At 70.6% G+C, this 22,545-nt stretch carries 20 protein-coding genes; 11 read left to right on the forward strand and 9 right to left on the reverse strand.

Features of this window, described 5'->3' with window-relative positions:
- Window positions 1-14: 14 nt before the first annotated feature.
- Together AKJ13_RS17895 and AKJ13_RS17900 are read right to left on the reverse strand one after the other, a co-directional pair.
- Window positions 15-1,403 carry an MdtA/MuxA family multidrug efflux RND transporter periplasmic adaptor subunit gene (locus AKJ13_RS17895; protein WP_050734575.1) on the reverse strand — a complete coding sequence of 463 codons (1,389 nt, stop codon included), beginning with the start codon at window positions 1,401-1,403 and terminating at the stop codon, window positions 15-17.
- A gap of 212 nt (window positions 1,404-1,615) precedes the next feature.
- Window positions 1,616-1,795 carry a hypothetical protein gene (locus AKJ13_RS17900; RefSeq protein WP_050734576.1) on the reverse strand — a complete coding sequence of 60 codons (180 nt, stop codon included), beginning with the start codon at window positions 1,793-1,795 and terminating at the stop codon, window positions 1,616-1,618.
- Window positions 1,796-2,128: 333 nt separating this feature from the next.
- Between AKJ13_RS17900 and AKJ13_RS17905 the strand changes: the two genes are divergently transcribed.
- The 6 genes from AKJ13_RS17905 to AKJ13_RS17930 all read left to right on the forward strand — a co-directional run bounded on the left by AKJ13_RS17905 (window position 2,129) and on the right by AKJ13_RS17930 (window position 11,555).
- Window positions 2,129-3,283, forward strand: coding sequence for an aminotransferase (locus AKJ13_RS17905; protein ID WP_050734577.1), 1,155 nt, complete (start codon window positions 2,129-2,131; stop codon window positions 3,281-3,283).
- An 81-nt stretch (window positions 3,284-3,364) separates the two neighbouring features.
- Window positions 3,365-3,883, forward strand: coding sequence for a DUF4112 domain-containing protein (locus AKJ13_RS17910; protein WP_082317005.1), 519 nt, complete (start codon window positions 3,365-3,367; stop codon window positions 3,881-3,883).
- A 58-nt stretch (window positions 3,884-3,941) separates the two neighbouring features.
- A complete protein-coding gene (locus AKJ13_RS17915; RefSeq protein ID WP_050734578.1) occupies window positions 3,942-5,156 on the forward strand; it encodes an ABC transporter permease in 1,215 nt (404 codons plus the stop codon).
- 401 nt (window positions 5,157-5,557) lie between these two features.
- A complete protein-coding gene (locus AKJ13_RS17920) occupies window positions 5,558-6,109 on the forward strand; it encodes a MucR family transcriptional regulator (protein WP_050734579.1) in 552 nt (183 codons plus the stop codon).
- 290 nt (window positions 6,110-6,399) lie between these two features.
- The gene (locus AKJ13_RS17925) at window positions 6,400-8,628 is read left to right on the forward strand and encodes an EAL domain-containing protein (protein WP_050734580.1); all 2,229 of its coding nucleotides are present in this window, start codon (window positions 6,400-6,402) and stop codon (window positions 8,626-8,628) included.
- Between the two features lie 158 nt (window positions 8,629-8,786).
- A complete protein-coding gene (locus AKJ13_RS17930) occupies window positions 8,787-11,555 on the forward strand; it encodes an EAL domain-containing protein (RefSeq protein ID WP_050734581.1) in 2,769 nt (922 codons plus the stop codon).
- 73 nt (window positions 11,556-11,628) lie between these two features.
- Here the strand turns inward: AKJ13_RS17930 and AKJ13_RS17935 are convergent, their stop codons facing one another.
- Complete coding sequence (locus AKJ13_RS17935) at window positions 11,629-13,071, reverse strand: FAD-linked oxidase C-terminal domain-containing protein (protein WP_050734582.1); 1,443 nt, start codon at window positions 13,069-13,071, stop codon at window positions 11,629-11,631.
- Between the two features lie 259 nt (window positions 13,072-13,330).
- Here AKJ13_RS17935 and AKJ13_RS17940 point away from each other — a divergent pair, with 259 nt between their 5' ends.
- Window positions 13,331-14,356, forward strand: coding sequence for a KpsF/GutQ family sugar-phosphate isomerase (locus AKJ13_RS17940; RefSeq protein WP_007565364.1), 1,026 nt, complete (start codon window positions 13,331-13,333; stop codon window positions 14,354-14,356).
- Between the two features lie 37 nt (window positions 14,357-14,393).
- On the opposite strand, the gene AKJ13_RS17945 is transcribed toward AKJ13_RS17940, so the two are convergent.
- The 5 genes from AKJ13_RS17945 to AKJ13_RS17965 form a co-directional block, all read right to left on the reverse strand.
- Window positions 14,394-15,176 (reverse strand): SHOCT domain-containing protein, encoded by a 783-nt coding sequence (locus AKJ13_RS17945; protein ID WP_082317006.1) that lies wholly within the window; start codon window positions 15,174-15,176, stop codon window positions 14,394-14,396.
- Between the two features lie 99 nt (window positions 15,177-15,275).
- On the reverse strand, window positions 15,276-15,875 hold the full coding sequence (locus tag AKJ13_RS17950) for a nitroreductase family protein (protein ID WP_082317007.1): 600 nt from the start codon (window positions 15,873-15,875) through the stop codon (window positions 15,276-15,278).
- Window positions 15,876-16,008: 133 nt separating this feature from the next.
- Window positions 16,009-16,311, reverse strand: a complete 303-nt coding sequence (locus AKJ13_RS17955; RefSeq protein ID WP_050734584.1) for a BrnA antitoxin family protein — start codon at window positions 16,309-16,311, stop codon at window positions 16,009-16,011.
- Entirely contained in the window at window positions 16,292-16,783 is a 492-nt protein-coding gene (locus AKJ13_RS33270; RefSeq protein ID WP_348270952.1) for a BrnT family toxin, read from the reverse strand. The genes AKJ13_RS17955 and AKJ13_RS33270 overlap by 20 nt, the downstream gene beginning before the upstream one ends.
- A 67-nt stretch (window positions 16,784-16,850) precedes the next feature.
- Window positions 16,851-17,918, reverse strand: a complete 1,068-nt coding sequence (locus AKJ13_RS17965) for a GSCFA domain-containing protein (RefSeq protein WP_050734586.1) — start codon at window positions 17,916-17,918, stop codon at window positions 16,851-16,853.
- Window positions 17,919-17,958: 40 nt separating this feature from the next.
- On the opposite strand from AKJ13_RS17965, the gene AKJ13_RS17970 reads away from it, so the two are divergent.
- Window positions 17,959-19,026, forward strand: a complete 1,068-nt coding sequence (locus AKJ13_RS17970; protein ID WP_050734587.1) for a WcbI family polysaccharide biosynthesis putative acetyltransferase — start codon at window positions 17,959-17,961, stop codon at window positions 19,024-19,026.
- Between the two features lie 11 nt (window positions 19,027-19,037).
- On the opposite strand, the gene AKJ13_RS17975 is transcribed toward AKJ13_RS17970, so the two are convergent.
- Window positions 19,038-19,430 carry a response regulator gene (locus tag AKJ13_RS17975; protein WP_050734588.1) on the reverse strand — a complete coding sequence of 131 codons (393 nt, stop codon included), beginning with the start codon at window positions 19,428-19,430 and terminating at the stop codon, window positions 19,038-19,040.
- Between the two features lie 349 nt (window positions 19,431-19,779).
- Here AKJ13_RS17975 and pal point away from each other — a divergent pair, with 349 nt between their 5' ends.
- From pal to tilS, 3 genes are all read left to right on the forward strand, one after another.
- The gene (gene pal, locus AKJ13_RS17980) at window positions 19,780-20,274 is read left to right on the forward strand and encodes a peptidoglycan-associated lipoprotein Pal (RefSeq protein ID WP_007565379.1); all 495 of its coding nucleotides are present in this window, start codon (window positions 19,780-19,782) and stop codon (window positions 20,272-20,274) included.
- A gap of 172 nt (window positions 20,275-20,446) precedes the next feature.
- Complete coding sequence (gene ybgF / locus AKJ13_RS17985) at window positions 20,447-21,457, forward strand: tol-pal system protein YbgF (RefSeq protein WP_050734589.1); 1,011 nt, start codon at window positions 20,447-20,449, stop codon at window positions 21,455-21,457.
- 75 nt (window positions 21,458-21,532) lie between these two features.
- On the forward strand, window positions 21,533-22,543 hold the full coding sequence (gene tilS / locus AKJ13_RS17990; protein WP_050734590.1) for a tRNA lysidine(34) synthetase TilS: 1,011 nt from the start codon (window positions 21,533-21,535) through the stop codon (window positions 22,541-22,543).
- The last annotated feature ends 2 nt before the right edge of the window (window positions 22,544-22,545 follow it).

Here is a 22,545-nt window from a genome sequence, read left to right on the forward strand (position 1 = left end):
CGCCGAAGCCGGGTTCACGGCTGCTGGCGGCGCCGGCGCCCGCCCTCCGGAGCGGCCGGGCGGGCGGTATCGGCCGTCCCGTCCGGTCCGGCGGCCGGCTTCCCGCCGGGCTTGTCGCCCGCGCCCGTGACCGCGCCGGCCGCGCCTGCGGCCTGCGCGCCGTCGGTGATCCGGACCTCGGCGCCGTCCTTGAGCCGGTCGGTGCCGTCGACGACGACCCGGTCGCCGGGCTTCAGGCCCGAGACCACGACGGTGTTGGTCCCGTCGGTCTCGCCGGTCTTGACCGGCCGGACCGTGACCTTGTTGTCCCCATCCATCAGGTAGACGTAGGTGCCGGGCGTGCCCTGCAGCAGGCTGGAATTCGACACCAGGGCGGCACCCCGCACCGTGTCGACCGTGAGCTTGGCGTTGACGAACTGGTTCGGGAACAGCTCCTCGTCGGCATTGTCGAACAGGGCCCGGAGCTTCACCGTGCCGGTGGTCGTGTCGATCTGGTTGTCGACCGTGTCGAGGCTGCCGACCGCGATCTGGTGGGCGTCGCCGCGGTCGTAGGCGCGCACGGCGAGCTTGGTGCCGGCCCGGACCTGGCGCATCACCCGGGCGACGTCGTCCTCCGGCAGGGTGAAGATCACCGAGATCGGATGGAGCTGGGTCACCACCACGATCGCGGTCGAGGCGGCCGAGACGTAATTGCCCTGGTCGACTTGGCGCAGGCCGACCCGCCCGTCCACCGGCGACGTGATGTGGGTGTAGGCGATGTTGAGCTTCTGCTGGTCGACCAGCGCCTGGTCGGCCGCCACTGTGCCCTCGTTCTGCTTGACCAGGGCGGCCTGCGTGTCGACGTTCTGCTTCGAGATCGAGTCCTGCCGGTTCAGCGTCTGGTAGCGCTGGAGGTCGAGCTTCGAGTTCTGAAGCAGCGCTTGGTCGCGGGCGAGCTGACCTTGGTACTGGGCGAGCAGCGCCTCGTAGGGGCGGGAATCGATCAGGGCGAGCTCGTCGCCGGCCTTGACGGTCTGGCCTTCGCGGAACTTCACGGCCATCAGGTAGCCGCTGATCTGCGACTTCACCGTCACGGTGGCGAGCGGTGTCACCGTGCCGAGGCCCTGGAGCACTACCGGCATGTCGCCGGTCGTCACGGTGGCGATGCCCACCGCCTGCGCCATGTCGCCGCCGCCGTGCCGTCCGCCGCGGCCGCCGGCCCTGTGGGCCGTGGCCGGCTCGGCGCCCTTGTCGGTGCGCGCCTCGTACCAGCGGTGCCCGATCGCCCCGGCCCCCGCCAGCAGGGCCAGGATCACGAGCCACCGGATCGGCCGGAAGCGCCGCGTGCGGACCTCGCGCGCCGGCGCCTCGCCCGGCTGGTAGGCACGCGCCGTGTCGGTGCGGATCGGTGAACTCTCGTTCATGCCTGACTAGAGCACATGCCGGACGCCTGCGCGACCGACGGTACCCTATCCCTCGCTGTGCACGCCCCCATGGCGCATGTCCCGGCCGCCTACGCTTCGGTGGCCCGGACGGTCGCATCGGCCTACGCGGCTATAGGGGCCGGACTGCGTCTAGCCGCTGCGGCATATTCCGTCGCCGGGCGAGTGTTGGATGCCCGGCCAATGCGCCGTCACTAGGGCGGCGAGGTTTCAGCCGTGTTGCTGGGTCCCGCCGCGGACGAATCCGGTGCCGCATAGGCGTTGAGCACGGCGCGGAAAGGCGGATCCACGGGCGTGACCGGCACGCCGAGGCGGAGGGCGAGGCCCAGGCCGGCGATCAGCACGGCGAGGAGGAGGCAGCGTGTCGTCCGCATGGTCGCTTCCGTCGGGCCTGAGACGCTACCAGAGCGACCGGCCTTCGGCATGCGAAAAGGGCCACCGATCCGGGGATCGGTGGCCCTTTGACGGGACCGGAGCGGCGTCTCGCTGACGGAGCGAGGGGGCAAAGCCCCGCCGGCAAGAGCGCCGCCCCAGCCGTGTGACAAACCTACGATACGACTGATGAATGTCAACATTCGTCAGTCCCGGCGTCCGGTGGTGGCGTCCGGGTCTGTGCGGCCGCGCACATTCCGCACGCCGCCGACCCCATGCTACATGCCGACAATGTCTCGCTCGTCTGCAGCGCCCGAAGCGGCGTCCCGCCCCGCATGAACCCGGTCTTCGCCGCCCTGCCGACCACGGTGTTCGAGACTATGTCGCGGCTCGCCCGGGCCCATGACGCGGTCAATCTCGGGCAGGGTTTTCCGGACGATGCGGGCCCCGCGGATGTGCGCGAGCGCGGCGCCCGGGCCCTGATCGACGGCTGGAACCAGTACCCGCCGATGATGGGTCTGCCGGCCCTGCGCGAGGCCGTGGCCGCGCATTACGCCCGGCACCAGGGCCTGACCCTCGATCCCGACACCGAGGTGATGGTGACCTCCGGCGCCACCGAGGCGCTGGCCGGCGCCCTGCTGGCGCTGATCGAGCCCGGCGACGAGGTCGTGCTGTTCGCCCCGATGTACGATGCCTACCTGCCCCTGGTGCAGCGGGCCGGCGGCGTGCCGCGGGTCGTGTCCCTGCAGCCACCCTTCTTCCGGCTCGACGAGGTGGCGCTCGCCGCCGCGTTCGGCCCGCGGACCAGGGCCGTGGTTCTGAACAACCCGCTCAACCCGAGCGCGACCCTGTTCGCGGCGGACGACCTGGCGCTGCTCGCCAGGTACTGCACGCGCTTCGACGTCACCGCGATCTGCGACGAGGTCTGGGAGCACGTGGTCTTCGACGGCGCCCGCCACCAGCCGCTGATGGCGCTGCCCGGGATGCGCGAGCGGACGGTCAAGATCGGCTCGGCGGGCAAGATTTTTTCCCTTACCGGCTGGAAGGTCGGGTTCGTGATGGCCGATGCCCGGCTGATGCGCGTGCTCGCCAAGGCGCACCAGTTCCTAACCTTCACCACGCCGCCCAACCTCCAGGATGCGGTGGCCTACGGCCTCGCCAAGCCGGATCCCTGGTTCGACGCCATGCGGGCGGGCTACGCCGCCTCCCGCGACCGGCTGGACGCGGGCCTGCGCGATCTCGGCTTCCGGGTCCTTCCGGCGCAGGCCACGTGGTTCCTCAACATCGACATAACGGGTCTCGGCTACGCCGACGACGTGGCCTTCTGCGAGGCTCTGGTCACCCGACACGGCGTCGCGGCGATCCCGGTCAGCGCCTTCTATCCGGACGGGTCGGTGCGCAGCCTCGTGCGCCTGTGCTTCGCCAAGGCCGACGCCACCCTGGACACCGCCCTGGAACGGATGCGCGGCCTCGCCGGGGGTGCGGCATGATGGTCGCAGGCCGCCGCCTTGCGAGGATCCGGCCGGGGGGCCACGTCGTTGAGGGTGATGGCTCTCCGACGGATCCCCGCGATGGATTTCACCCAGGCTTCCCGGCAGGCTCCCCGGACCGGTCCCATCGTGGGCGCCGAGGCCTTTCCCGGCGGCAGGAATTCTGCCGGCGCGACGTCCACCCGGCTGCCGCCGTTCCTGTCGGCGAATCTCGACCGCGAGGCCAGCCTCGCCCGTCTGGAGACGCTGGCGCATGTCATGGACACCGCCTTCGTGATCCCGGGGATCAACCGGCGGGTCGGGTTCGACGCGCTGATCGGCCTCGTGCCGGTGATCGGCGATGTGGCCAGCATGGTAATCTCCTCGTTCATCGTCTACGAGGCCAAGCGCCTCGGAGCGCCCCGCTGGCTGGTCGCCCGGATGGGGCTGAACGTCGCCGTCGACGGCCTGCTCGGCGTGGTCCCCCTGGCGGGCGACCTGTTCGATGCCGCCTTCAAGGCCAATCGCCGCAACGTCCACCTGCTCCGGCGCTGGATGGAGCGGACCGGCGGCGTCCGCCCGAACGAGATCGAGGGCACCGCGATCCGCCTCGATACCTGATCGGTCTTCGGACGTCGCAGCCGGACGTGGCCCGTCCCGTTCGCCAAGGGCCGCGGCCATGAACGAGATCGCGCGTCCCGGCGAGAGCGAGGTCGTCCCGGCGCCGCTGCCCGGCGCCCAGCCGATCGTCCTGCGGCCCGATGAGGCCGTTCCCGCGCCGGCCCCGGTCTCGGGCGGGCGCGGCTGGCTGTCGCCGCTCAACCGACGCCGGCTCGACAATTTCCGGCGCAACCGCCTCGGCTACTGGTCGTTCCTGATCTTCGCCGCGCTGTTCGTCCTCAGCCTGTTCGCCGAATTCATCGCCAACGACCGTCCGATCGTCCTGTCCTACAAGGGCGAGTGGCTGGTCCCGGTTCTGGTCGACTACCCGGAGGAGAAGTTCGGCGGGTTCCTGGCGGTGACGGATTTCCGCTCGCCCGAGATCCGCAAGGAGATCGCCGAGCACGGCTGGGCGCTCTGGCCGCCGATCCGGTTCTCCTACGACACGATCAACGAGGACCTGCCGACGCCCTCGCCCTCGCCGCCGACCTGGATGCTCTCGGACGCCCAGTGCAAGCCGGTGGCGGAGAAGCTCGGCGGCGCGACCTGTGCCGACATTCCCTGGCACTGGCTCGGCACCGACAACACCACCCGGGACGTGCTGGCGCGGGTGATCTACGGCTTCCGCATCTCGGTTCTGTTCGGGCTGATCCTGGCCGCGGTCTCGTCCGCCATCGGGGTCGTGGCCGGGGCCGTACAGGGCTATTTCGGCGGCTGGGTCGATCTCGCCTTCCAGCGCTTCATCGAGGTCTGGGGCGGCATCCCGACCCTCTACCTGATCATCATCATCTCGGCCTTCATCGCCCCGGGCTTCTTCGTTCTGCTCGGGATCATGCTGCTGTTCTCGTGGGTGGCGCTGGTCAGCGTCGTGCGGGCCGAATTCCTGCGGGCCCGGAACTTCGAATACGTCCGGGCCGCGCGCGCGCTGGGCCTGTCGAACCTGCGGATCATGACGGTTCACCTGCTGCCCAACGCCATGGTGGCGACCCTGACCTTCCTGCCGTTCATCCTGAACGGCTCGATCACGACGCTGACCTCCCTGGACTTCCTAGGCTTCGGCCTGCCGCCGGGCTCGCCTTCGCTCGGGGAGCTGCTCGCCCAGGGCAAGGACAACCTGACCGCCCCGTGGCTCGGGCTGACCGGATTCCTGGTCATCGCGGTCATGCTCAGCCTCCTGGTCTTTGCCGGTGAAGCAGTGCGCGACGCGTTCGATCCGCGCAAATCCTTCGCCTGAGCCCGAATCAGCCGTCCCCGCGGTGCGGGAACACACAGGCGATTGACGGGTCAGCAAAAATATTTTGCGTCTTCATGGCAAGACCGGTGCAGGGCCGGGAAAGACCCGCCTAGACCGCGCACGGCCGCCGTTCACCTAGGGCGTAACTGTCTCTCCCGCCAGCGAAAACCCGGCCTCCGGCCTGCAGCAGAATTCGTCGCCCGCGTCAGGATAAAGCGCTGGGCAAGTGCGGTGAAAACGCTGCCAATGCAACTTCAACCTGTAGCCATGGCCGGTCGATGTAGACCTGAACTTTCACGCGATCACGGGGAATTGTATGGGTCACCTTGCTTTTTTCAGCCGGTGTTTTAATTCGCAATAAGAGGCTACCTCAACGAGCGTCCAACCCAGGGAAAGTGAGAATGTCCGAAGAAGCGCCGACATCCCAAGTGCACTATATCGAGCGGACCGTGGACGTCGTCGCGGCCTATGTCGCCAACAACTCCCTCCCCCCCACCGAATTGCCGTCGCTGATCGCGAGCATCCATGAGGCGCTGAATTCGATCGCCTCGGGGCCTTCTGCCGCAGCCGAAGACACTGTGGATCGGCCGACCCCGGCCCAGATCCGCAAGTCGATCCGGCCCGATGGCCTGATCAGCTTCATCGACGGCAAATCGTACAAGACGCTCAAGCGCCACCTGACCAAGCACGGCCTGGATCCGCAGAGCTACCGCGAGCGCTTTGGCCTGCCAGCCGATTACCCGACCACCTCGGCGAATTATTCGGCGCAGCGCTCGGCCCTGGCCAAGAGCCTCGGCCTCGGCCAGCCCGGCCGCGCCCAGCAGGGCGGCAAGGAACTGGACGTGGAGGCCGACGCGGAGCCGACGCCCGCTCCGGCTCGCCGCGGCCGCAAGACCGAATCCGCCCCCGCCACCAAGGGCCGCACAAGCCGCAAGTCGGTCGAGGCCGCCTGAGAGCTCTCGCAGGCCGTCCCCGGCACCGTCATGGGCCGGGGCACGATTTCGCGGTCTCGGATTGAGGCAATCGCGTCGCGGGTGACAGAGATTGCGGCGCGATTGCCGGGCGGATACAGGCTCTCGGCCGGAAACGGTCGAGAGCCGTCGTTTCGAACGGGCGCGATGCGGTCTTCAGGACCGAAACACCGCAACAACCACTGATTTAAACCTCCGATAAGACTCGCGGATTAAGTTCATCCCTGGCAGCGCCCGAGAATGTCGGGTCTGAAGCGCCGGGGGCAGAACTGGTGTCGGCAGCGACCACGTCGGAATGTGCTCTGGCGGAGCAGGAATCGCTGCGCCTTCACGCGCTGGGCCGGTTCCAGATCACGGGAACGGCCCCGGAGGAGCGCTTCGACGCGATCGCCCGGCTGGCCGCGCGCCTGTTCCGGACGCCGATCGCCTACGTCTCGCTGATCGACCAGCATTGGCAATGGCTCAAGGCGCAGACCGGCCTCGGTCCGGTCGGCCTCGATCGGGGGCCGACGCCCCGCAGCGCGTCGTTCTGCACCCACACGATCCGGTCGGACGATCTTCTGGTCATCCCGGATACGCAGCGCGACCCGCGCTTTATCGACAATCCTCGGGTCGTTGGGCTGCCCTTCGTCCGCTTCTACGCGGGCGCCCCCTTGATTACCGCCGACGGCTTCCGGCTCGGGGCCCTGTGCGTGGCCGACACGGCGCCGCGCGAGCTCTTCCCGGCCCATGACCGCCAGGCGCTGGCGGATCTCGCCGCGATGGTGGTCGAGCAGATGACCCTGCGGCGCAGCGAATTGGCGCGGCTGTCCATGATGGGCTTCGCCAACGCCACCGAGCTGGCGCTGCTGGCGCTCACCCGGGAGGGGCGGATCCGGTTCGCCAACCGGGCGGCCGCGTCCCTGTTCGGCTACGATCTCGACGAGATGCTGGGCGCGCCCTTCGAGCTGATCGTGCCCGAGCGGATGCGCGCGGCCCACAGGGCCGCCCTGGGGCGGATCTTTGAAGGCCATCTCGCGAAGGTCGTCGGCCGCACCCTCGAGGTGATGGTCCGGCGCAAGGACGGCTCGGAATGCCCGGTGGAGGTCTCCCTGTCCCTGTGGGACGACGAGCGCGAGCCGAATCTCGGCGCCGTCATCCAGGACATCTCCGCGCGGCGTCGGCGCGAGGCCGGTCTGCTTCAGCTCGCCCACCAGGATGCCCTGACCGGCCTCACGAATCGGCGTCGGTTCGAGGCCCTGCTGAACGACCTGTATCGCCGCGGTGAGGCCGCGACGGTGCTGCTGGTCGATCTCGACGGGTTCAAGGCGGTCAACGACAGCCTCGGCCACGCGGTCGGCGACGCGCTCCTGCAGGCGATCGCGGTCCGGATCCCGGCGGTGCTGCCGAGCCGTGCCGTGATGGCCCGCCTGGGCGGCGACGAGTTCGTCGTCCTGCTGCCTGGGACCGGCGATCCCCTGGCAGCACGCACCTGCGCCAGCGCGATCCTGGCCGCACTGGCGGATCCGGTCGTGGTCGAGGCCCATATCCTGCGGGTCGGCGCGAGCATCGGCTTCGCCCTGGCCCCCGATCACGGCCGGAACGGCGAGGAGCTGATCGGCAGCGCGGATTTCGCGCTCTACCGGGCCAAGCAGGAAGGCGGGGGCGGTGCGCGGATGTTCACGTCCGAGATGCGCCATGCCGCGGTGGCGCTGCGCAGCACCCAGGACGCGTTGCTGCGCGCGCTGCACGGCGACGAGCTGGTGCTGCACTACCAGCCGCAGATCTGCCTCGCGACCGGCCAGCTCGTCGGCGCCGAGGCCCTGATCCGCTGGCAGCACCCGGAGCGCGGCCTCCTCCTGCCCGGCGCGTTCCTTCCGGCGATCAAGATGAGCCCGCTGGCGCTCCCGGTCGGGGCCTGGGTGCTGGACGCCGCCTGCCGGCAGATCGCGGCCTGGCGGAACCAGGGGCTGCCGCCCTTCCGGGTCGGGGCGAACCTGTTCTCCGCCCAGTTCAAGGCGGGCAACCTCGTGCGCGAGGTCGCCGACGCGCTCGCCCGCCATCGCGTCGCGCCGGACTGGCTGGAGCTGGAGATCACCGAGCGGGTCGTCCTGCAGAGCGACGACCGCACCCTCGGGACGATCCGGGACCTGCGCGCCCTCGGGGTGCGGATCGCCTTCGACGATTTCGGGACAGGCTACGCCTCGCTGAGCAGCCTCAAGCGCTTCCCGCTGACGACCCTGAAGATCGACCGGACCTTCGTGAGCGACCTGCTCACCCAGGCCAACGACGCGGCGATCACCCGCGCCATCATCCGGATGAGCAACGACCTCGGCCTCGAAACCGTGGCCGAGGGCATCGAGACCGAGGGCCAGGAGGTCGTCCTGCGGGCGCTGGGCTGCAAGGTCGGCCAGGGCTTCCACTACGGGCGGGCGATGCCGGCCGCCGGCCTGACGGGTCTCCTGGCAGGCCGCCAGGGGGATGCGTGGCTGAGCGTCCCGACCCTGCGCGCGGCCGAATGAGGGCCGGGATCGCCCGCGGCGGCATACAACGCACACGAAAATCAATTGTCGAATCGTCCGCCAATCCACACGATCGGAACAACAACTCATTAACGGGGCCACTATAGCGCTGTTATCGAGCGTTGTTCGGGCGTGTTCAGGTGGGTTCGAAATCTATCATGCCGTTCGTCGCGTGGGCGGGCCGGCGCATGGGCGGGCGGCACGCGCTCGATCTGCGGGCCTGGGCGGCCCTCGGCCTCGCTCTGGTCATCACCGGCTCGGCCGCCCTGTTCATCGTCCACCTGGAAACCCGTGCGGTCGAGGACAACGAGCGCAGCCTCGGCGGCCTCGCCACGATCCTGGCCGACCAGGCGGACCGGGCCCTGCAGGCGATCGAGCTCGTCCAGGATGCCGTCCTGGCCGAGTTCCGGACCGCGGGGATCCGCAGCGCCGACCAATATGCCGAGGTGGCCTCCCGGCCGGCCATGCACGCGGCCCTGCGGACCTGGATCGCGGCGCTGCCGCAGGCCAACGCCATCACGCTGGTCGACGCGAGCGGACAGCTGCTCAATTTCAGCCGCTACTGGCCGATCCCGACGGTCAACATCGCCGACCGGGACTACTTCAAGGCGCTCTCCTCCGAGCCGAGCCTGCAGCGCTACGTCGGCCGTCCGGTCTCCAACCGGGGCGACGGCGCCATGACGATCTACATCGCCCGGAAGGTCGCGGCCCCGGACGGCACCTTCCTTGGCCTGGTCCTGGGCGCGGTCGAGCTCGGCTATTTCGAGGGCCTGTACGATCGGATCTCGCCGGCGGACGACGCCGTCGTGTCGCTGTTTCGCAACGACGGCATGCTGCTGGTCCGGCACCCGCACCGCCCGGGGACGATCGGCCGGATCTTTTCCCAGGCCGGCGCGGCCCTGATCTCCGCAAGCCCCGCCCTCGGCGGCGTCACGCGCACCGTCAGCCCGATCGACGGCCAGGACCGGCTCGTGGCCGCCCGCGCCCTGAAGACCTACCCGCTGATCCTCAGCGTCAGCCGCACCGCCGAGGCCTGCCTGGCGGCCGTGCGCCAACAGGCGGTCATCGTGGGCGCCGCGACGCTCCTGCTCGATCTCGGCCTGCTCGGGCTGGTCCTGCTCGGCCGCCGGAGGGCCCGTGCGCAGGCGCAGCTCGCCCAGTCCGAGGCGGCCCGGGCGGCGGCCGAGGCGCGCGAGCGCGGCGAGCGGGCTCTGCGCGTCCAGGATGCCCGGTTCGGCATCGCCCTCGACAACATGGTCCAGGGCCTGTGCCTGTTCGACCGGGACGCCTCCCTCATCGTCATGAACGCGCGCTTCGCGCAGATGTACGCGGCGCCCGAGGCCCTGCGCCGGCCCGGGACCGCGCTGCCCGCCCTCCTCGCCCATCTGGAAGACCCCGAGCGCGGCCTCGGCCCGGCAGCCGCCGCGGCCCTGGTGGCGGCCTGCGAGCACACCGCCGCGCAAGGCCATCCGGTCTCGCTGACCTGCGATTTCGCCGACGGCCGGGCGGTCAACGTGGTCCACGCGCCGATCCCCGGTGGCGGCTGGCTCTGCACCCACGAGGACGTCACCGAGCGCCGCCGCAGCGAGGCCCGGGTCGCCCATATGGCCCGGCACGACGCGCTCACGGGCCTGCCGAACCGCCTCGTCCTGAAGGAGCGCATGGATGCCGCGCTCGCCCGCTGCGAACCCCGCGCCCCGGCCACGGTGCTGTGCCTCGATCTCGACGGGTTCAAGACCGTCAACGACACCCACGGGCATCCGGTCGGCGACGCGCTGCTCTGCGCTGTGGCGGCCCGGTTCGCCGCGACGGTGGCGGCCGACGACCTCGTGGCCCGGCTCGGCGGCGACGAGTTCGCCATCGTCCTCGGCATGGCCGCCCTGCCGGCGGATGCGGCGCGCCTGGCCCGGAGCCTCGTGGCGGCGCTCGAGGCCCCCATCACGGTGAACGGTCACACGCTCGCGATCGGCACCAGCATCGGCATCGCGAGCGCCGACGACGCCTCCAGCACCGCCGCCACGCTCCTGCGGCAGGGCGACATCGCCCTGTACCAGGCCAAGGCCGCCGGGCGCGGCACCTGGCGCTTCTTCGATCCGGCCATGGATGTCGAGATCCAGCGCCGCCGCCAGCTCGGCACCGACCTGCGCCGCGCTTTGGCCGAAGGCCGGTTCGTGCTGCACTTCCAGCCGATCGTCGGGGCCCACAGCCAGGCCCTGCACGGCTTCGAGGCTCTGCCGCGCTGGCATCACCCTGAGCACGGCGATGTCGGCCTGGCGGAGTTCATCCCGCTGGCCGAGGAGGTCGGGCTGATCAAGCCGCTGGGCGCCTGGATGCTCGCCACCGCCTGCCGGGCCGCCGCCGCCTGGCCGGACTCGGTGAGGGTCGCGGTCAACCTGTCGCCCCTGCACTTCGCCGGCGAGGGCCTCGACGCGGATGTGCGGGCGGCGCTCGCCGAGAGCGGCCTGCGCCCGGAACGCCTCGAGCTCGAGATCACGGAATCGGTCCTGTCGCAGGACAACGCCGCGAACCTGTCGGTCCTGCGGGCGCTGCGCGCCGCGGGCGTGCGGATCGCCATGGACGCGTTCGGAACCGGGTATTCGAGCCTCGGCACCCTGCACCGGTTCCCGTTCGACCGGCTCAAGATCGACCCGGGCTTCGTGCGCGGGCTGGCGCGCGACGGCGGCAGCGTCGAGATCCTGCGGGCCATGGTCTGGCTCGGGCGGGCCCTGAAGATCGACGTCCTGGCCGAGGGGGTCGAGACCCCCGAGCAGGCCCGGATCCTGCGCGAGGAAGGCTGCCAGGAGCTGCAGGGCAACCTGTTCGGCCGCCCCGCGCCGGTGGCCGACCTCGCCGCGATCCTTGCCCTCACCTCGGGAAGCCTGCGGGCGCCGGAAGTCGGGCTGAGGCGCGACGGTGTGGCGGCCTGACAAAGAGTCGGAGCTTCATCAGGGCTCTGCCCTGAACCCCGCCAAAGGGCTGAGCCCTTTGGGATCCCCGAATTCAGGCTGCCCTGGATTCCAGCCGTCCCTCCAGCGGAAAAACCTTGGCGGGATTGAGCATCCAGTCGGGATCGAACACCGCCTTCACCCGCATCTGCTGCTCCAGGTCGGCCTGGCTGTACTGGAAGCGCATCAGCTCGCGCTTCTCGATGCCGACGCCGTGCTCGCCGGTCAGGCAGCCGCCCACCTCGACGCAGAGCTTGAGGATCTCGTCGCCGGCGGCCTCGGCCTTCTGCAACTCGCCCGGCTTGTTGATGTCGAACAGGATCAGCGGGTGCAGGTTGCCATCGCCGGCATGGAACACGTTGGCCACCCGCAGGCCGTGCCCGGCGCAGATCGCCCCGATCCGCTCCAGCACCGGCCCGAGCTGGCCGGTCGGGATCGTGCCGTCCATGCAGATGTAGTCGGAGATCCGGCCCGTGGCCCCGAAGGCCGACTTGCGGCCCTTCCAGATCGCGGCCGACTCCGCCTCCGAGCGGGAGACCCGCACGCTGGTCGGTCGAAAATCCTTGGCGATCGCCTCGATGCGCGCCAGCATCGCGTCGCACTCGGCATCCGAGCCCTCGACCTCGATGATCAGCATCGCCTCGGCGTCGCGCGGGTAGCCGGCTTTCGCGAAATCCTCGGTGATCAGGATCGCCTCGCGGTCCATGTACTCGATCGCGACCGGGATGATGCCGGCCGCGATGATCGCGGCGACGCAATCGCCCGCATCCTCGACCTTCGAGAAGCCGACCAGCACCGGCCGCGCCCCTTCCGCGGCGCGCAGGATCCGCACCGTGGCCTCGGTGACGATGCCGAGCTGGCCTTCCGACCCGCAGATCAGGCCGAGGAGATCGTAGCCCGGGCTGTCGAGATGCTGGCCGCCGACCTCGACCACGGTGCCGTCGTTGAGCACCAGGGTGACGCCCAGCAGGTTGTTGGTGGTCACACCGTATTTCAGGCAATGCGCGCCGCCGGAATTCATCGCGATGTTGCCCGCGATGGTGCAGGCGAGCTGGCTCGACGGGTCGGGGGCGTAGAAGAAGCCCTCATGGGCGACCGCGCCCGAGATCGCCAGGTTGGTGAGCCCGCTCTGCACCCGGGCGGTGCGGTTCTCGAAGTCGAGGTCGAGCACCTGGGTCATCTTGCCGACCCCCAGGATGATGGCGTCGCCCTGCGCGATCGCCCCGCCGGCGAGCGAGGTGCCGGCGCCCCGCGGCACCACCCGCACGCCCTGGGCGTGGCAATAGGCCATGACGGCCGCCACCTCCTGGGTGGTCGAGGGCAGGACCACGGCCAGGGGCATCTGCCGGTAGGCGGTGAGCCCGTCGGTCTCGAAGGCCCGGCGCTCGTCCTCGCTGGTCACCAGCGCCTCCGGGGCGACCAGGGGTGCGAGGCCCGCCAGGATCGCCTCCCGCCGGGCGAGGATCTTGGGGTCGGGCTCGGGGAAGCGGATGGTCATGGGGCTCGGGCCCTTCTTTGAAGCGTCCTCCCGAACGGCGCGGGCCGGCTTTCGGGAGGATGCCTGTTCCTGGCGTGCCGGGAGCATGGACCCGCCGGGGCCTGCCTTCAACCGCCGGGCGGACAGAGAGGGGCGGCATGTCGTCCCGGCGTCACATTTCAACCATGACGGCTCCCTAGCGTCGCGAGCCTCGCTTCGCATCGCCCCCCTTGCAGCCCCTTGGGCGCCGGATCCGCCCGACGGGTCCAGAACGGAACCGATGAACGCTCCCGCCTCCAGCGCCCTGCGCGACGATCTCTACGATTCGGCGTCCACGAACCTCGCCAGCACCCGCGATGTCGGGATCCGCAGCCTGCAGCTGGGCATCGCCGCCCTGCAGGAGACCAGCGCGGCGTTCCAGGGCCGGCTCGGCGTGGCCTTCGAGGAGGCGGTCCAGACCATCCTGCAGAGCAAGGGCCGGGTGATCGTCAGCGGCATCGGCAAGAGCGGGCATATCGGCCGCAAGATCGCCGCGACGCTCGCCTCCACGGGCACCCATGCGTTCTTCGTCCACCCCACCGAGGCGAGCCACGGCGATCTCGGCATGATCGCCCGCGACGACGTGATCGTCGCCCTGTCCTGGTCCGGGGAGACCGCGGAGCTGTCCGACCTCGTCGGCTTCAGCCGCCGCTTCTCGATTCCCCTGGTCGCCATCACCCGCAACGGCGCCAGCACGCTGGGCAAGGCCGCCGACGTGCTGCTGGAACTGCCCCGGGTCCGCGAGGCCTGCCCGCACGACCTGGCGCCGACCTCCTCCAGCCTCATCCAGCTGGCGCTGGGCGACGCCCTGGCGGTGGCGCTGCTGGAGCGGCGCGGCTTCACCTCGGCGCGCTTCCACACGCTCCATCCGGGCGGGACGCTCGCGGCCCGGCTCAAGACCGTGCAGCAGGTGATGCACGGGCCGCAGGACATGCCGCTGGTCCACGAGACCGCGCTGATGTCCGAGGTGCTGATCGAGATCGCGGCGCGCCGCTACGGCTGCGTCGGCGTCACCGACGGCGCCGGCCGCCTCGTCGGCATCGTCACGGACGGCGACCTGCGCCGCCACATGGGCCCCGAGATCCTCGATACCCCGGTCTCGGCGATCATGACCCGCGACCCGATCACCGTGGAGCCGCACAAGCTCGCCCAGGCCGCCCTCGAACTGATGAACCGCCGGCTGATCACCGCAGTCTTCGCGGTTACGGATGGCCGGCCGGTGGGCATCGTCCACGTTCACGATCTGCTGCGCGCCGGCATCGCCTGAGCGGTCGGTATCCGGCCGGCTGCGTGCCGAGACGCCTCTACAGCCGTGCCAGCAGCTCGGCCTTCTTGTCCGAAAACTCCCGCTCGGTGAGGATGCCGCGGGCGTGCAGCTCCGCCAGCCGCTCGATCGTCGCTAGCACGTCACCCGAGGATGATGCCTCCGGCGCGGCCGGCTGAGGCGGTGCGGCCGGCGGTGCTGCCGGGTCGACCTGCCTTGGGGCGGCCGTCTCCGCCTCGATGCGGCGCAGGCGGTCGAGGGCGACGACGCCCCGCGGGCCCGTGAGGTCGAGGCTGCCGTTCGCCTGCGAGACCCCCGAGATGTGGTGCTCGCCGGTATCGTAGAGGGCGATGCCGGCCCCCGAATCGATCGCGAGCCGCCGCGTCTCGGGAAAATAGGCGTAGCGCATTCCATCCTGCGCGCCGGTGCTCGCGGGGTGCCCGAGGCCGGCCGGCCACCAATCGCCGCCCCCGCGCCGCGATTCGGGCGCGGCGTCCGAGAACCCGCCCGCCGGCAGGGCCGCGGCGAGTTCGGTGCAGAGGGCGTCGACCCGCGCCTTCAGGCCGTCGTCGAACATCCGGCCCACCATCACCATGCCACCGGAGAACCACTGCCCCATCCCGCCGAGATCGGGATGGTTGAACTGCGCCATCGTGCCGTGCCCGCGCTCCAGGGCCTGGACGAGATGGCGGACCGCATCGAGGCTGACCCCGTGGCGCTCGGCGATGCTGCGCAGGCCCGAGGCGTGGTCAAACCCGCCCTCGTCCAGGAACGGCGCGGGGGCGGCCGTGCCGCCGGGCGGGGCCGAGGGTTTCGGGTCCATGGGCGAACTCCGATCGGCGCGGGGCGGGGGATGCGTCAGCCCCGCCGCGCGATGGCAATATCGACCAAGTCCCGGTCGCACCCCCGGTTCCGGACCGCGTCAGCGGTCGGATTGCGGGAACGGGCCGGCGATGACGAAATCGGTGATCGGCCGGCGGCCGTTCGGGGCCTCGCGAGGCCGCTGCTCCTCGGTGAGCTCGGCATCCGGGACCTTGCGGCCCACCGCGAAGGCGGCCTCGACCCGGTGGTTCTCCGGCAGGCGCAGCACCTCGGGCGCGCGGACATGGTCGAACCCGGTCATGCCATGGGCGTGCCAGCCCTGGTGGATCGCCTGGAGCTGGAAGGCCAGCGAGGCGGTGCCGGTGTCGAAGGAGTGGCTGTAGGACGGCTTCAGCTCGTCGCCGACCTTCATGAGGCCGTTCGAGACCAGGAACAGGATCGCGCCGGTGCCCGAGACCCATTTCTGGTTGCCGGGCACCAGCAGGCCGAAGAACGTGTCCCAGTTCGCGTCGCCCCGCAGGGCGTAGAGGAAGCGCCAGGGCTGCGAATTGTACGCCGAGGGCGACCAGCGCGCTGCCTCGATCATCCGGAGCAGCTCGGATTCGGGCAGCGCCTCGCCCGTGAAGGCCCGGGGCGAGTGCCGCGCCACGAAGATCGGATCGATGGCGTGGTCGGGCTGGCGGGGCGGGGGCAGGCTCAAGGGATTCGTCTCCGGAGGGCATGGGCGCCCGGGCAAGGTCCAGCTTGCCCGAAAGGGTTGGCCGGAGGCAAACCCGGATTGGAACCCGGGCCGCGGAGGCCCGCGGAAGGCTCAAGCCTGTTTCGCGTTGGCTTTATCGTCCGGCCTTCTTGGCCTGCTGGGTTTCCATGTAGCGCCGCAGCACGGCGTTCATGCGGGTCTGATAACCCCTGCCGCCCTGCTTGAAGAACGCCACTACATCCCGGTCGAACGTCGCGTGGACCGCGGTCTTGCCTATGGGGACGTAGACGGTCGCCTGCGCCCACGCGTCGTCACTGACAGTCGCCGGGTTGTCTATGTCCTCAGCGGCCATCCGCTCGATCTCATCCTCGGACAGGGCACGCAGGGCCGCCCAATCGGTCTGGCCCTGTGGGGGCTTAGCTGCTTTCCCTGGCATGGTAGGCCCTCCTTTCTTTCCGGTTGGCGAGGCGGGCGGACGCGATCCGCTGTTTGCCCCCGCGCGGCGTGAAGGTGATGTTGAAGATGATTCCGTGCACCTCAACGATCATATTGAAGCGCTGTTCGCCGTAATCCTGCCGCTGATCCTCTTTGACCAGGGCAAATCGCCCATCGAAGGCCGCTGCCAGATCGGCGAAGTCGATCTTACGGCGGGAGATCGTGAGCGCATTCTTCTCATCATCCCACTCGGTCAGCTCATTCTCACCGATATCGTAATGTACATAATTATGAGCATCATCACAAAGGACAGCTTCCCTATCGCTGGTGTCTCCGTTTGAAGGACCCGTCGTAGATGGGATCGGATCTACGTTTGCGAATCGTTGGCTACAGCCGGCGGGCTCGCCGCTCGGACCCGAGGCGAGCCGATGATCCCCGGCTCCCTCGTGCTCAAGCTGCAGCGATCGGCTCAGACCGAAAGCAGGACGCCGTCAGCAGAATGACCGGCGCGGAACTCCCCGGGCTCGCGCCGCGCCGACTTCACGCCACGCTGCGCTCGATCTCCTCCTCGTCGCAGATCACGCCGGCATTGCCCTCGAACTCGGCCGCGAGGTCCACGGGGGCGTGGGTCGGGGCAGCGGCGGCGCGGTCGCGCGCGAAGGTCGAGAGGAACAGCCGCATGACGTGGCGCACGCCCGCGTCGTTAATGGTCCGCTGGTCCTCGTTGTAGTAGCGCCCGGCATTCACGTTGCTCGTGACGATGTCGTAGGCCGGGAAGTACACCGCCCGCGGATCGCCCCGGCCGACCACCTCGCCGGCAGCCACACGCAGCACCGACTTGGAGTAGCTGTTCGACTCCATCACGTGCCGGTCCATGTAGGTGGCGATCATCGGCACCGGCGAAACCGTGAAGATCACCCGCGCCTTCGGGTTCACGCTCCAGAGCCGGTCCAGGAAACCGTTGAGGTCGCCCAGGACCTCGGCCGCGCCGGCATTGACGCACTCGTAGAGCTCCGGATCGAAGGTGCCGCCCGCGACCCCGGGGGCGAGGGGCAGCGCCGCGCCGTCGGCCCGCCAGCGCCAGCCCTCGGTGAGGCCGAGCGTCAGCACGAACACGTCGAGGGTCTCGAACAGCCGGCGCACCTCGGCCAGATGCGCGTCGCGGGCTGCGACCACCTCGGCCTCGCTGGCAAAGCCCGCCGGCTCGACGGTGGGGCGGAACGGGTCGACGTAGCGGCCGTCGTCGCGCAGCCACGCCTTCAGCTCCGGCTCGAACCGTCCGTAGGCCCGGTCGAACAGCTGCACGAACTGGCGCGTGTAGTAGAGATTGCCGTACCGGGCCGAGAAGGTGCCGAACTGGCGGGCATTGGCCTCCTCGGCGCTCATGCCGGGAGGCGGCGGCTCGGTCAGGTAGTAGTTGAAGCCGGCGCCGCGCACCGCCTCGGCCACCCGCTGCGCGAAGCAGGAGCCGCCGGTGGCGACCTTGTCGGTCGGCCCGATCGCGAACGTGGCCTTCGGATGCGGATTGACCGCGAAGGGCGGCACGTTGGTCACGACCTTGCGCCAGAATCGCTCGGCCGGTAGACCCGTGTACGGATTCAACGCCATCTTCGAACCCTCTTCTTCACGACGGCGAGCGCCCTCGGGGATGCTGAGCCGTCCGCTGACACCGGCACGCGACGTGGCCCTGAACGATCTGCCCCGGCGCGCCCGCAGCGCGTTTTCCCTGTCGACCCCCAGTTGGGCGCCTACCTGGGCGACACCATGGCGAAACCGCGCGCGCGCCGCCACGACGCGCGACGGACCGGCCATCGCGGTGCTGGGCAATTGCCAGGCCCGGGGGATCGCCCAGGCGATGCGCCTGCTCGCGCCGAAGAGCCCCGTGCGCTACCTGCCCATGGGCTCGCTCAAGCGCGACCACGGCCATGTCGACGGCCTGATCCGGACCTTGCGCTCCCACGACCACGTCTTCTCGCAGGCCTTCCCGGCCGGCCTGATCCCGGGAGGCGATATCGCGACCCTGCGGGCGGCCGACCCGCGGCTCAAGCTGTTCCCGTCGATCGTGTTCTCGGCCTTCCATCCCGACATGGTCTATGTCGGCCAGGCCTCGGACCTCGCCGCGCTCAAGCTCGCGCCCTCGCCGATGGGGCAGTATCACTCGGCGATCGTCCTCTGCGCCCACCGGCTCGGCCTCGATGCCGGGCGGACCGCCGCCCTGTTCCGCGAGGACGTGTTCCGGCGGCTCGGCTATCTCGACCATTGGGATCCGGCCGTCCACGAGCTGGTCGCGTCCGCATCCGCCCTGGGCTTCGGCCTGGACCGGGAGGTGACCCGCTGGGCGCGGCGGGGCGCCTTCATGCACGTGATGAACCACCCCAAGGCCTTCGTCATCGGCGACATCGCCCGGCGGCTGCTGCTGGAGAGCGGGATTCGACCCGAGCCCGTGGAGGTCGAGGATTATCTCGGCGACGAACTGGCCCAGGACGTGGTCTGGCCGCTCTACCCGCCGATCGCCGAGCATTTCGGGCTGACCGGCTCGTTCCTGTTCAAGATGAAGCCCCGGGGCGACGATTTTCCGAAGCTCTACGACCTGCCGGGCTTCATCGCGGCGAGCTTCGCGATCTACGACGCGATGCCGGCCGGCGACCTCGCCTGCCAGCGGGTGGATGCGTGGCTCGCCGCGCCCGAGATCGTCGCCCTGTTCCGGGCCGGATAGGCGAGACCTGCTCAGACTGCCGCACACAGGGGCGCGTCGCTCAGGCCCTCGACCATCATCCGCACCAGGCCGTTGACCGCCTGCACCTGGAACGGCTTGCGCAGGAACAAGCTGCCCGGGACGCCCCGTCCGCCGCTCGAATCCGTCGAGGTGTAGACCACCGGCCGGTCGGCATGGATCGCCCGGAAGGCGTGGGCCACGGTCCAGCCGTCGATCAGCCCGGGCAGGTGGATATCGGTGAACAACCAGTCGATCTCGGCGCCCCGCGCCCGCAGCAGCGTCAGCGCCGCCTCGCCCGTGGAGGCCTCGATCACCCGAATGCCCTGCGTCTCGCACAGGCTCGCGATGATCTCGAGGAGCAGGTAGCTATCCTCGACGATGAGGACGCACTGGGCGGGGCGCATGCTTTGAGGGTCCGGGGATCGATGGGGCGAATCAAGAACCCATAGGGTTGAGGATCTCTTAAAGTGGCCGCGAAAGCGGTATCGGGCCCTGTTGCACCGCGGCAACCGGCCGAGCGGAAATGGCCCCGCTTGTTCCATCGCCCCGGCCCTGCCGCAATCCGGGCGCGTCAGCATCCGCCAGCGTGCGGCAGCGCACGCCGCCGACCGGCCGGGACTCGCAGGACGCTCCTCGGCGCCGGTCGGAACCGTCGCTTAACCATCCGCGCCTATCACCGGCGCTCAGGACTACGCGGACCCGCCTCGAAGACCAGCAGCCGGCCTTCGGCACCGCTCGAGGAGTTGAACGATCATGCCCCAGCGTTTCCGCGCACTCGCCCTCGGCCTCGCTGTCTGCGCCGCTCTCGGGCTCGGCGCCTGCAGCAACGACAAGGATCTCGCCGACGCCTCCGCCTTCGGGGCCGGCGCCGCGACCCCGGGCAGCGCGCAGGACTTCGTCGTCAATATCGGCGACCGGGTCTTCTTCGAATCGGATTCCACCGACCTGACGCCCACCGCCACCGCCACCCTGGACAAGCAGGCGGCCTGGCTGCAGCGCTACCCGCGCTACACTTTCATCATCGAGGGCCACGCCGACGAGCGCGGCACCCGCGAGTACAACTTCTCCCTGGGCGCACGCCGGGCCCAGGCGGTCAACGACTACCTGGCCACGCGGGGCATCGGGGCGAACCGGATGCGCACGGTCTCCTACGGAAAGGAGCGGCCGGTGGCGGTGTGCAACGACATCTCGTGCTGGTCGCAGAACCGCCGCGCGGTGATCGTGCTCGACCGCGGCGCCGGCGCGTAAGTCTTCACGGATTCGCCGCTAAGCTACGTCCGCCTGCCGGTTCCTTCGAAGAACCGGCAGGCATTGCCGCAAAGAATTCGCCGGCCGCGGCGCCGACCCGGCTGCGCCGCAGTTTTGCCGCGGAACGGCGCATCTGATAGGGCCTCGCGCTTCCATCGGACCGCAGCCCATCATGCCCGCCCGCCTTCGCACTCGCCTCGCGCTCACGACGATCCTCGGGGCCCTGCTCCTCGGCCATCCGGCCGCCGCGCAGGACGCCTCGGAACTGGTGGTGCGCCTGGGGCGCATCGAGAACCAGTCCCGGATCATGGCCGGGCAGATCGAGACCCTCCAGTATGAGAACCGTCAGCTGAAAGAGCAGCTGCGCAAGTTCCAGGAGGATGTCGAGTTTCGCCTGAACGAGGGCAAGGGCGGCGGCAGATCCAGCCCATCGGCGGCCCCTTCGGCGGCGCCGGCTCCGGCCGGCGCGGTCAATGGCGGCAATCCGGGTGCCGGGCGCCCGGGGAAGCGCGGCGACGCGTTCGACCCGTCCCACGCCCCCGGCGCCCCCGGGGCGCCGATGCCGCTCGGCAGCACCCCGCCCTCCCCGCCCTTGCCGGCCCGGGAGGCCGCCGAGGCGGCGCCGGCCCGGCCGCAGGCCCTGCCCCGAGCCGCGATCGAGGACGAGGATCCCGACGCCGAGGGCGCCGCCCCCGGCTACGACGAGCCCGTGGACCTGCGGCCGCCCGCCCGCACCGGCGCAATCCCGGTCCCGGCGACCCGCCCGGCCGAGAGCGTGGCCGCCACCCGAACCGGCGACCCGGCCGCCGATTACGAGGCCGCGGTCGAGCTGGTTCGCTCCAAGCAGTACGAGCAGGCCGAGATGGGCCTGCGCCAGTTCATCCAGTCGCATCCCCGCGACAACCGGGTCGCCGGCGCGACCTACTGGCTGGGCGAGAGCTACCTGGCCCGCGGCCGCAACCGCGAGGCGGCCGAGCAGTTCCTGAAGGTCTCCACCGACTATGCCCGCTCGTCCCAGGCGCCGGACGCGATGCTGAAGCTCGGCGTCACGCTCAACGCCCTCGGGGCCCGCGAGCAGGCCTGCGCGACCCTGGCCGAGCTCGACCGGAAGTTCCCCAATGCCGGCAGCACCGTCCGCCAGGGCGTCGTCCGGGAGCAGAAGCGCGCCCACTGCTCGGCCTGACCGGCCTCCCGAAGGGCATGCCCGGCAGCAGGGCTCTGCCCTGAACCCGCAAAAGGTCCCGGACCTTTTGAATCCATGACTGGCCCATCGGACGATCCGGTCCTCCGCGCCCTCGGGCCCTGGCTCGGCCGGTCCGACCGGGGCGTGCTGCTCGCCGTCTCGGGCGGGCCCGATTCGAGCGCGCTGATGCACGCCGCCGCGGCGCTCGGCGCCTCCGTGCAGGTCGCCACCGTCGATCACGGGTTGCGCCCGGATTCCGGACCGGAGGCCGAGGGGGTCGGGCGGGCGGCCCGGGCGCTCGGCCTGCCGCATGCGGTCCTGACCTGGACGGGGCCGAAGCCCGGAACCGGCCTGCAGGATGCGGCCCGGGCCGCCCGCTACCGGTTGCTGGCCGCGCACGCGGCGGCGATCGGCGCCGGCCTCGTGCTCACCGGCCATACCCGGGACGACCAGGCCGAGACCGTGCTGATGCGGCTCGCCGCCGGCAGCGGACCGGCGGGGCTTGCCGGCATGCGGACCGAGCGTCCCCTCGCCCCCGGCCTCACCCTCGGGCGGCCCTTCCTGGCCCTGCCCAAGGCGACGCTGGTGGCCTGGTGCGCGGCCCGGGGCATCCCGCATGTCCGCGACCCGGCCAATGCCGATTCGCGCTTCGCCCGGGGCCGCCTGCGCGCCACCTGGGCGACCCTGGAGCGCGAGGGCCTGAGCCCAGCGCGGCTCGCGCGCCTCGCCGAACGGGCCGCCCGGGACGACGACGCCCTCCGGGCCGCGGCCGAGCAGGCCCTTGCGGCGGCCCTTCTGCCGGCAAAGAATACCGACGCTGCGGCGTTGCACCTCGACGGCGCCGCGTTGGCGGCCCTGCCGGAAGCCCTTGCCCTGCGCTGCCTCGACACCGCCCTGACCCGGGCCGGCGCCGGACCGCGCCGCCTGGAGCGCCTGGAATCTCTTGTGCTCGACGCGCTGCTTCCCGCCCTGCGCCGCCGGGAGCCGATCCGGCGGACCCTGGCGGGAATCCTGGTCGCCGCCGATGCCGCTGGCACCCTGACCCTCACCCTTGCGCCGCCCCGGCGTTTCAAGGCGGCGGATTGAAG

Origin of the sequence: Methylobacterium sp. ARG-1 (assembly GCF_001262595.1) — a bacterium.
In the GTDB taxonomy this organism is placed as follows: Bacteria; Pseudomonadota; Alphaproteobacteria; order Rhizobiales; family Beijerinckiaceae; genus Methylobacterium; species Methylobacterium brachiatum.

What these genes read in the sequence shown, in the direction of transcription:
- AKJ13_RS17895 (WP_050734575.1), bottom strand. Translation starts at nt 1,403, where the DNA reads ATGAACGAGAGTTCACCGATCCGCACCGACACGGCGCGTGCCTACCAG.
- AKJ13_RS17900 (WP_050734576.1), bottom strand. Translation starts at nt 1,795, where the DNA reads ATGCGGACGACACGCTGCCTCCTCCTCGCCGTGCTGATCGCCGGCCTG.
- AKJ13_RS17905 (WP_050734577.1), top strand. Translation starts at nt 2,129, where the DNA reads ATGAACCCGGTCTTCGCCGCCCTGCCGACCACGGTGTTCGAGACTATG.
- AKJ13_RS17910 (WP_082317005.1), top strand. Translation starts at nt 3,365, where the DNA reads ATGGATTTCACCCAGGCTTCCCGGCAGGCTCCCCGGACCGGTCCCATC.
- AKJ13_RS17915 (WP_050734578.1), top strand. Translation starts at nt 3,942, where the DNA reads ATGAACGAGATCGCGCGTCCCGGCGAGAGCGAGGTCGTCCCGGCGCCG.
- AKJ13_RS17920 (WP_050734579.1), top strand. Translation starts at nt 5,558, where the DNA reads ATGTCCGAAGAAGCGCCGACATCCCAAGTGCACTATATCGAGCGGACC.
- AKJ13_RS17930 (WP_050734581.1), top strand. Translation starts at nt 8,787, where the DNA reads ATGCCGTTCGTCGCGTGGGCGGGCCGGCGCATGGGCGGGCGGCACGCG.
- AKJ13_RS17935 (WP_050734582.1), bottom strand. Translation starts at nt 13,071, where the DNA reads ATGACCATCCGCTTCCCCGAGCCCGACCCCAAGATCCTCGCCCGGCGG.
- AKJ13_RS17940 (WP_007565364.1), top strand. Translation starts at nt 13,331, where the DNA reads ATGAACGCTCCCGCCTCCAGCGCCCTGCGCGACGATCTCTACGATTCG.
- AKJ13_RS17945 (WP_082317006.1), bottom strand. Translation starts at nt 15,176, where the DNA reads ATGGACCCGAAACCCTCGGCCCCGCCCGGCGGCACGGCCGCCCCCGCG.
- AKJ13_RS17955 (WP_050734584.1), bottom strand. Translation starts at nt 16,311, where the DNA reads ATGCCAGGGAAAGCAGCTAAGCCCCCACAGGGCCAGACCGATTGGGCG.
- AKJ13_RS17965 (WP_050734586.1), bottom strand. Translation starts at nt 17,918, where the DNA reads ATGGCGTTGAATCCGTACACGGGTCTACCGGCCGAGCGATTCTGGCGC.
- AKJ13_RS17970 (WP_050734587.1), top strand. Translation starts at nt 17,959, where the DNA reads ATGCTGAGCCGTCCGCTGACACCGGCACGCGACGTGGCCCTGAACGAT.
- AKJ13_RS17975 (WP_050734588.1), bottom strand. Translation starts at nt 19,430, where the DNA reads ATGCGCCCCGCCCAGTGCGTCCTCATCGTCGAGGATAGCTACCTGCTC.
- pal (WP_007565379.1), top strand. Translation starts at nt 19,780, where the DNA reads ATGCCCCAGCGTTTCCGCGCACTCGCCCTCGGCCTCGCTGTCTGCGCC.
- ybgF (WP_050734589.1), top strand. Translation starts at nt 20,447, where the DNA reads ATGCCCGCCCGCCTTCGCACTCGCCTCGCGCTCACGACGATCCTCGGG.
- tilS (WP_050734590.1), top strand. Translation starts at nt 21,533, where the DNA reads ATGACTGGCCCATCGGACGATCCGGTCCTCCGCGCCCTCGGGCCCTGG.